Source organism: Clostridium tarantellae (assembly GCF_009295725.1).
GTDB classification, from domain to species: Bacteria; Bacillota; Clostridia; order Clostridiales; family Clostridiaceae; genus Sarcina; species Sarcina tarantellae.
The window spans coordinates 1-8,222 of the sequence record NZ_WHJC01000150.1; the positions used below are offsets into that span (position 1 = coordinate 1).

At 24.7% G+C, this 8,222-nt stretch carries 7 protein-coding genes; all 7 read left to right on the forward strand.

Annotated features, from left to right (window positions below; genetic code table 11):
- Window positions 1–650 precede the first annotated feature (650 nt).
- The 7 genes from ribD to GBZ86_RS10045 all read left to right on the forward strand — a co-directional run bounded on the left by ribD (window position 651) and on the right by GBZ86_RS10045 (window position 8,022).
- Window positions 651–1,739: a bifunctional diaminohydroxyphosphoribosylaminopyrimidine deaminase/5-amino-6-(5-phosphoribosylamino)uracil reductase RibD gene (gene ribD / locus GBZ86_RS10015; protein ID WP_152890273.1), complete on the forward strand. Its 1,089-nt coding sequence runs from the start codon at window positions 651–653 to the stop codon at window positions 1,737–1,739.
- A 145-nt stretch (window positions 1,740–1,884) separates the two neighbouring features.
- Window positions 1,885–2,544: a riboflavin synthase gene (locus GBZ86_RS10020; protein ID WP_152890275.1), complete on the forward strand. Its 660-nt coding sequence runs from the start codon at window positions 1,885–1,887 to the stop codon at window positions 2,542–2,544.
- Window positions 2,545–2,611: 67 nt separating this feature from the next.
- On the forward strand, window positions 2,612–3,808 hold the full coding sequence (locus GBZ86_RS10025) for a bifunctional 3,4-dihydroxy-2-butanone-4-phosphate synthase/GTP cyclohydrolase II (protein ID WP_152890277.1): 1,197 nt from the start codon (window positions 2,612–2,614) through the stop codon (window positions 3,806–3,808).
- Between the two features lie 66 nt (window positions 3,809–3,874).
- Complete coding sequence (gene ribH / locus GBZ86_RS10030; protein WP_152890279.1) at window positions 3,875–4,336, forward strand: 6,7-dimethyl-8-ribityllumazine synthase; 462 nt, start codon at window positions 3,875–3,877, stop codon at window positions 4,334–4,336.
- A 200-nt stretch (window positions 4,337–4,536) separates the two neighbouring features.
- Window positions 4,537–5,226: a response regulator transcription factor gene (locus GBZ86_RS10035; protein WP_152890281.1), complete on the forward strand. Its 690-nt coding sequence runs from the start codon at window positions 4,537–4,539 to the stop codon at window positions 5,224–5,226.
- Window positions 5,216–6,670: a sensor histidine kinase gene (locus tag GBZ86_RS10040; RefSeq protein WP_152890283.1), complete on the forward strand. Its 1,455-nt coding sequence runs from the start codon at window positions 5,216–5,218 to the stop codon at window positions 6,668–6,670. Before GBZ86_RS10035 ends, GBZ86_RS10040 begins: the two co-directional genes overlap by 11 nt.
- 125 nt (window positions 6,671–6,795) lie before the next feature.
- The gene (locus tag GBZ86_RS10045; RefSeq protein ID WP_152890284.1) at window positions 6,796–8,022 is read left to right on the forward strand and encodes a hypothetical protein; all 1,227 of its coding nucleotides are present in this window, start codon (window positions 6,796–6,798) and stop codon (window positions 8,020–8,022) included.
- The last annotated feature ends 200 nt before the right edge of the window (window positions 8,023–8,222 follow it).

Consider the following 8,222-nt stretch of genomic DNA (forward strand, 5'->3'; position numbering starts at 1 on the left):
CTGTAATATTAAAACTACATTAACAAAAATTTATATTTTTTAAATATTTTTTATTTTAATTTGTAAATATAAATGTGATTTTTTTATATAATATATACTAATAAAAATTTAACTGTTTAATGATTTATGCTTATATTTAAACAATTATTAATTTATTTTTAAGATTTATAGCTCTGAAATATTATTATTTCAGAGCTTTTTTTAATTTAGGAAATATTAATGTAGTTATGTATTATTTAAATTTTATTGGTAATAATAAAATTTGAATAAAAATTATTCACTAACAATATTAATTTTTTCAAAGAATGTTATGTGTATTGTGTGTGTTAAAAATAAATTTTATTGTATATTGTGTAGTGTGTATAATTTTTAGCCCTGAGTTATTAAAACTTAGGGCTTTATTTATGTAAAAAATTAATTGTTATGGTTATGTATTTAAAGTTGATTTTATGTATTTTTATGCATGAAAATAAATGTTTTACAAATTAATGAACTTATTTAACATGTATTGTTTATAAATTATTATTTTTTAAATTTATAATAAATATTTTTATGAATTACAGTTTGCAAGTGTTTAGTATAGACTTTAGTATTTAGCATAAATTAATTTAAATTTACTTAAATTTATTTAAGGGTTAGGAGTAGTTTAAATGGATAAAAAGTATATGAAATTAGCAATAGAGTTAGCTAAAAAAGGAGAGGGAAACGTAAATCCTAATCCTTTAGTTGGAGCTATTATAGTAAAAGATAATAAAGTTATATCAACAGGATACCATGAACATTATGGTGGTAACCATGCAGAAGTTAATGCTTTTAATAATGCTAAGGAAGATGTTTCAGGAGCAACTCTTTATGTAACCTTAGAGCCTTGTTCTCATTACGGAAAAACTCCACCTTGTGCTCAAAGAATAATAAAGGAAAAGATAAAAAAAGTGGTTATTGGATGTATTGATTTTAATCCAATTGTTTCAGGTAATGGAGTAAGAATTCTTAAAGAAGCTGGAATTGAAGTTATAACTAATGTTTTAGAAGAAGAGTGTAAAAAAATAAATGAAATATTCAATAAATATATAGTTAAAAAAAAGCCTTTTATAGTTATGAAATGGGCTATGTCTTTAGATGGGAAAATAGCTACATATACAGGTGAATCAAAATGGATTAGTGGAGAAGCTTCAAGACAACAGGTTCATAAATTAAGAAATAAAGTAACAGCTATTATGGTAGGAGTTGATACAGTTATAAAAGATAATCCTCTTCTTACTTGTAGAGTAGAGAACGGCAAAAATCCTATAAGAATAATTGTAGATAGTAATCTTAGAACACCAATAGGTTGTAATATAGTGGCTACTTCTAAGGAGATTAAAACCATTATAACTACTAAAAAAAGTGTAAATAAAAATAAAGCAATTTTACTTCAAGAAAAAGGTGTAGAAATCATATATACAAAGGAAAAAGAGAATAAAGTAGATTTAAATGACTTAATGTGTATATTAGGTGAAATGAAAATAGATAGCATACTTTTAGAGGGAGGAGCTACTTTAAATTTTTCAGCTTTGCAATGTGGAATAGTAGATAAGGTTCAAGTTTATATTTCTCCTAAAGTAATAGGAGGAGAACAATCTAAAACTCCAATAGAAGGTAAAGGAATAAAGTTTTTAAAAGATGCGTTTAAGCTTAAGGATATGACTTTTAGTTATGTAGATGAAGACATATTTATAGAGGGATATATTAGTAATTGATAAAAGGATTGATTATAGAGATTTATTAAATTTATAGATATTAAACATATAAAAAAATAAAGTTTATACTCATTGTTAAAAAGTACAAGTTAAATGTTTTTCTAATGCTAAAAATTATATTTAGAAAGGAACGAATATTATATAGATGTTTACTGGAATTATTGAAGAGGTAGGAACTATAAAAAACATTAAAAATGGAGAGAAAGGAGCTAAACTTTTTATAAAAGGAAGTAAGGTTTTAAATAAAACACAAATAGGAGATAGTATTTCTACTAATGGAGTATGTCTTACAGTAACAAGCATTAATAATAATAATTTTGAAGCGGATGTAATGTATGAAACTTTAAAAAGAAGTAATTTAGGAAACTTAGAAATTGGAAGTAAAGTTAATTTAGAGAGAGCTTTAACCTTAGAAAGTAGATTAGGTGGGCATATAGTAAGTGGACATATAGATGGAATAGGAAAAATTTATTCTTTAGTTAGAGAGGATAATTCAGTGTGTATTTCTATAAAAGCTAATGAAGCTATATTGAAATACATAATTGAAAAAGGATCTATAGCTATAGACGGAATAAGTTTAACAGTAGCTTATGTGGATGATGAATTATTTAAGGTATGTATAATTCCACATACTATGCAAGAAACAACTTTAATTAACAAAGGAGTAGGAGAAACCGTAAATCTTGAATGCGATCTTATAGGAAAGTATGTAGAAAAGCTTTTAGGTTTAAATAAGCAAAATAATGAAAATAAAAAATTTTCTTCAATAGATGAAAATTTTCTTATAGAAAATGGATTTATGTAATTTAATTATTGATTTTTATGTAGAAAAAACATTATTAAAAATTTTAGATAAAAGGAGAGAAATGGTTATGATTAATTTCCATAGTATAGAGGAAGCTCTTATAGATATAAAAGCAGGAAAAATGGTAGTGGTTATAGATGATGAAAATAGAGAAAATGAAGGAGATTTACTAATGGCAGCTGAAAAGGTAACGGCAGAGTCTATAAACTTCATGAGTAAATATGGTAGAGGATTAATATGTATGCCTGTAGAAGAGGAAAGGCTTAACCAATTAAATATTTATCCTATGGTTAAAAACAATACAGATAATCATCAAACAGCTTTTACAGTATCTATAGACCATGTAGAAACTACTACAGGTATATCTGCTCATGAAAGAGCTTTAACCATACAAAAAGTTTTAGATGAGAGTTCAAAGGTGGAGCATTTTAGAAAACCAGGTCATGTTTTTCCTTTAGTAGCTAAAGAAGGAGGAGTGTTAAAAAGACCAGGACATACAGAGGCAGCTGTAGATTTAAGTAAATTAGCAGGGTTAAAACCAGCAGGAGTTATTTGTGAAATAATGAATGAAGATGGGACCATGGCAAGAAGAGATGATTTAATAAATTTTGCTAAAGAGCATGATTTAAAAATAATAACTATTGAAGCATTAATAGAATATAGAAAAAAACATGACAAGCTTGTAGAGAGAGTTGTAGAAATAAACATGCCTACAAAATATGGTGATTTTAAAATGTATGGTTTTATAAATAAATTAAATGGAGAACATCATGTAGCTTTAGTTAAAGGAGATATAGATAGGAAAAAAGCAATATTAACAAGGGTACATTCAGAATGCTTAACTGGAGATGTATTAGGGTCAAAAAGATGTGATTGTGGACAGCAATATGATTTAGCCATGAGGAAAATTCATGAAGAGGGTTGTGGAGTTTTATTATATATGAGACAGGAAGGTAGAGGCATTGGATTAATAAACAAATTAAAAGCATATGCACTTCAAGATGAAGGGTTTGATACAGTAGAAGCAAATCTTAAATTAGGTTTTCCAGCAGATATGAGAGATTATACTATAGCATCTCAAATTCTTAAGGATATAGGAGTAGAAAAGGTTAGATTGATGACTAATAATCCTAGAAAGATTGATGGTTTAAGTTATTATGATATTCAGGTTACAGAAAGAGTTCCTATACAAATAGAACATAATGAAAATAATGAGTTTTATTTAAAAACTAAGAGGGAGAAATTAAATCATTTACTGGATTAAAAGTATTTCATAGTTAAAAAAGATAAATAATTTAATATATATAATTAAAATTAGGGGGAAAAAGTAATGAGATTAATAGAAGGAAATTTAGTAGCAGAAGGATTAAGAATAGGAATAGTAGCAGCAAGATTTAATGAGTTTATAGTTTCTAAGCTTGTAGGTGGAGCTGTTGATGGACTTAAAAGACATGGAGTTGAAGAGGATAATATTGAAATTGCATGGGTACCAGGAGCATTTGAAATACCTTTAGTAGCTAAAAAGATGGCTATGAGTGATAAGTATGATGCAGTTATTTGTTTAGGTACTGTTATTAAGGGCGCAACACCTCATTTTGATTATGTGTGTGCAGAAGTATCAAAGGGGGTAGCTAGTATTTCGTTAAATTCAGATAAGCCAGTTATTTTTGGAGTATTAACAACTAATACAATAGAACAAGCTATAGAAAGAGCTGGAACTAAGGCAGGAAATAAAGGATATGATGCAGCAGTTTCAGCAATAGAAATGGTTAATTTATTAAATAGTTTTTAATAAAGAAATTAAGAAATAGCAAGAGTTAATTTAAGTAATTTTAAATAACTCTTGCTATTTTTATTTTGAAAATTAGCTTTAAGTTTTATTTAATAAGTTTAATATAATAAAAAGTAGTGTTTGAAATTATTTTTATATTTTAATAGAATAAATTTAATTTGGAAAAATAAATTTAACGAAAGAATAAGGGAGCAAAACAAATGGATGAAAAAGTGTTAGTAGCAGATGATGAAATAAGTATTGCAAGTTTAATTGCTTATGCTTTAAGAAAAGAAGGTTATATTGTTCAAGAGGCACATAATGGAGAAGAGGCTTTGAGTAAAATTAAAACCTTTAAACCTAAGGTGGTTATTTTAGATGTGATGATGCCAAAATTAAGTGGTTTTGATGTTTGTAAAAAGTTGGATGAAAAAAATAATATGGGTATTATTATGCTTACAGCTAAAACAGATATTGTAGATAAAATTTTAGGGCTAGAGTTAGGAGCTGATGATTATATTTCAAAACCCTTTGATATAAGAGAAATATTAGCTAGAGTTAAATCTTTAATTAGAAGATTAGCAAAAGCAAAAGAAGAAGTTAATGCTATAGAAATAAAAGATCTAAAGGTTTTATTAAGTGAAAGAAAAATTATTTTAAAGGGAGATGAATTAGAATTTACTCCTAAAGAATATGAACTTTTAGTACATCTTTTAAGTAATATTAATAGAGTTTATAGTCGAGAAGAACTTTTAGATTTAATATGGGGAATGGATTATTTTGGGGGAACTAGAACCGTTGATATACATATTCAAAGATTAAGAAAGAAGTTAGGGGAAAATTATCAAGATATCATACAAACTGTTTATAAAGTAGGATATAAAGGTATAGGGAAAATTTATGAAGGTTAAATTGAAATTTAAATATAGTATATTTTTATCTATGCTTCTTATTTTAACTGTTGGAATGTTAAGCTTTTTAGTTTTAAGAGCTATAAGAATTAATCAAATGGAAGAACATGAAAGATATTTATTTCAACAAGCTAAGATTGTAAATAGCTATGTAAATCAGTTATATATTAAAAATTCATATGAAAATCATGAGAAATTTTTAGAAGAACAAAGTGATGAAATAGTAAAGTATATAAAATCTATAAATGATTTAAATGCTGTAATTTTTAATATGAAAGGAAAAAAAATCTCAACTATAGATTTAAAATATGAAAAAGAATATGATGAAAAATTGATTTATTATGGGTTACAAAAAAATATAGCTTATAAGAATGAAAAAGAATATATAACTTATGTAGCACCAATTTATAATAAAAATCAAGTAGGTATTATTAAATTTCAATATGACTTAAAAAAAAGTAACGATTTTTATAAAAAGATAAGAAGTCATTTTATTAACATAGGAAGTTTTGTATTTATTTTTAGTTTTTTAATTGCTTATATTTATTTTCATAGATATACTAAGGTAATTTTAAAATTAAAGAAATTTTTAATTAATATTAAAGAGGGAAATTATAAAAAAGTTAGTATTATAAAAAGACGAGATGAATTAGGGGATCTTAGTGAAGGAATTTTTTATTTAAGTAATGAAATATATAGAAACATAGAAAATATGAAGAGTGAAGAAAAAAAATTAAATTTAGCAATTAATAAATTAAAAGCTTTAGAAAAGCAACAAAAAACCTTTATAGGTAATATTACACATGAATTAAAGACCCCTCTTACTGTTATAAAAGCTTATTTAGATTTAATAGATATGTATGAAGATGATAGTGTGTTATTAAAAGATGCTAAGTTAAATATAAGAAAAGAATCAGAAGTACTTCAAGATATGGTAGAAAAAGTATTATATTTATCATCCCTTGAAAAATATGAATTTGAATTACAAAGTGAAAAAGTTAATATTAAAGAGTTATTAGAAGAGGTCTATAAAAGAATGGAAGGAAAAGCTAAGAAATTTAATATTAAAATGGAAGTTAGTTTAGAGAATGCTTTTATATTAGGAGACAAAGAGGGAATAATACATATTTTTATGAATTTAATTGATAACGCTATTAAATATAATACTTCAGATGGAAATGTATTAATAAAAAATTATATACAGGAAGATTTAGTTTTTATTGAAATAGAAGATACAGGTATTGGAATTTTAGAAGAGGAGAAAGAGAAAATCTTTGAACCGTTTTATAGGTCATATAAACATTCAGATAAAAAGTTAGAAGGAACAGGAATAGGTCTTTCTTTAGTAAAAGAATTAGTAGAGAGACAAAAAGGTAAAATTAATATTTTAAAAAGTGAGACTATAGGTACCACATTTTTGTTAAACTTCCCTTTAGCAAAGTAATATATTTTTTAAAATTTATTTTAAATTTTCTTTTAATAAATTTACAACTTTGAAACATTTAGAGATATTTTTGAAAAATATATATTATATATTTTATTCATAAAATGTATTTAGGGGGAAAACAAATGAAGAAAAAGAAATTAACAATAGCTTTAGCAACAAGTGTAGTAGCAATAGGTGCTTGTATATATTTGTTTGGTGGTAAATTATATTGGGAGTACTCAATAGATAAGTTATTTAATGAGGTTAATGATATAAAAATAATAAAAGAAACTGAAAGTATAAAAGATGATAATATATTAGCTAAATTAGAAACTTATGAAGATATGATAGGATATGACTGGCTAAATGATAATGAAATATTAGCTGTTAAAGAAAATAAAAAGAAAAAAAATAGAGAAATAACTAAAACAATTGATTCTAGTAATAATGGAATTACAGTTGAAAGCATAGATAGCTTTAGCAATTTAGGTATATATAATTTAAATAACAAAAATATTGAATTTATTGCGAAAAAAGATACTTCACAAGCATATGTAGTATCATCACCAGATCAAAAACATATATTTTATGTTGACTGTATAAATCCATTTAAACCAGGTACTAAAGCATATATTGCAGATTTAAAAGGTAATATAAAAGCTAAAATAGATGCTAAGAATATGTCTTTAGCAGATTTTGATAAAGCTAAATGGATAAATAATGATGAAGTGATAATGAGATATGATTCTATCAAAGGATTTGCTATATTAAATATTAATGGTAGCTTGGATAAAATAGAAAATGTAGAAAATTGGGATATGGAAACGCAGAAAAATCCATTTAAAGGATCAATGATAAATTATGTAGATAAAGTAGGAGATAATATATATTATACACATATTGATCTTGAAACAAAAAAAGATAGAGATAAAATGAAAATATATAATTTAAAAACTAAAGAAACTAAAAATTTCATAGAAGAAAATGTTGCTGATTTTCAAGTTTCTCCTAATAAAAAACAAATATTAATTACTAAAGAAAAAATTGATAAGAAGGGCAATATTATAGGAAGTGAAATGGTTATAACTGATTTGCAAGGAAAAAATGAAGAATTAATATATACAGAAAATATGGGAATTCCTTATGGGCAATGTTGGGCTCCAGATAGTACAAAAATATCATATATAGGATCAAAAGGAGTTAAAATGTATGATTTAAAAACAAAGAAAAATTATTTAGTTATTTCGGGAGAGTATTATACTCCTACAAATTGGAGTCCTTCAAGCAAAAAAATAATGGTACATACAACAGAAAAAGATAAAAATGGATATGTAAAAAAAGAAAATACTAGCATAATAACATTAAAATAAATTAAAGCTTTATAAGGTAATAAGTATTATATAATTATTTTTTAAATTTGCAAGGACAAAAATAATTATTAAAGGCAATACTTATTACTTTTTTTGCTTTAAAAATTAATAAAGTAAGTGTGAAAAATAATAAAGAACATATAAATTTTTTTAATTTTTAGAAAATTCTTTAGAAGCTGAAATTCATTTTTTACTGTCTT

Coding starts and splice junctions, on each gene's coding strand:
- ribD (WP_152890273.1), top strand. CDS start 651: ATGGATAAAAAGTATATGAAATTAGCAATAGAGTTAGCTAAAAAAGGA.
- GBZ86_RS10020 (WP_152890275.1), top strand. CDS start 1,885: ATGTTTACTGGAATTATTGAAGAGGTAGGAACTATAAAAAACATTAAA.
- GBZ86_RS10025 (WP_152890277.1), top strand. CDS start 2,612: ATGATTAATTTCCATAGTATAGAGGAAGCTCTTATAGATATAAAAGCA.
- ribH (WP_152890279.1), top strand. CDS start 3,875: ATGAGATTAATAGAAGGAAATTTAGTAGCAGAAGGATTAAGAATAGGA.
- GBZ86_RS10035 (WP_152890281.1), top strand. CDS start 4,537: ATGGATGAAAAAGTGTTAGTAGCAGATGATGAAATAAGTATTGCAAGT.
- GBZ86_RS10040 (WP_152890283.1), top strand. CDS start 5,216: ATGAAGGTTAAATTGAAATTTAAATATAGTATATTTTTATCTATGCTT.
- GBZ86_RS10045 (WP_152890284.1), top strand. CDS start 6,796: ATGAAGAAAAAGAAATTAACAATAGCTTTAGCAACAAGTGTAGTAGCA.